Source organism: Vallitalea okinawensis (assembly GCF_002964605.1).
Lineage (GTDB): Bacteria > Bacillota > Clostridia > Lachnospirales > PQDH01 > Vallitalea_A > Vallitalea_A okinawensis.
The window spans coordinates 507-899 of the sequence record NZ_KZ672986.1 but is presented as its reverse complement, the minus strand read 5'-3'; the positions used below and the strand labels follow the sequence as shown (position 1 = coordinate 899).

At 41.2% G+C, this 393-nt stretch carries 2 tRNA genes; both read right to left on the bottom strand.

The window, feature by feature from the left end:
- Positions 1 to 3: 3 nt before the first annotated feature.
- Positions 4 to 76 (bottom strand) — tRNA-Thr (locus tag C1Y58_RS00025).
- A 208-nt stretch (positions 77 to 284) separates the two neighbouring features.
- Positions 285 to 356, bottom strand: a tRNA-Glu gene (locus tag C1Y58_RS00020).
- Positions 357 to 393 lie beyond the last annotated feature (37 nt).

Genomic DNA, 393 nt, shown 5'->3' with positions numbered 1-393 from the left:
TGAAGCCGACGATCGGACTTGAACCGATAACCTGCTGATTACAAGTCAGCTGCTCTGCCAATTGAGCCACGTCGGCACATCATTAATGCCTAACATAACTCTCATTCATTTTACATTATCGCAATGTCCTTTCGGACCAGCTACTCTTGTCTCATCCAAATCATAGATTCGCTTACATGAATTGAGCCATGTTAACATATCATTATTTCTAGTGGTGTTTGTAATTTCTAGGCTTATTTCTGTGATATCACTGTCAAAGATCTATATACAAGCCTTAAGGCTGATGACCCGTAGGGGAATCGAACCCCTGTTACCGCCGTGAAAGGGCGGTGTCTTAACCGCTTGACCAACGGGCCTTATAAGACTATAAATGTCTTAATCTTATTTATTAAA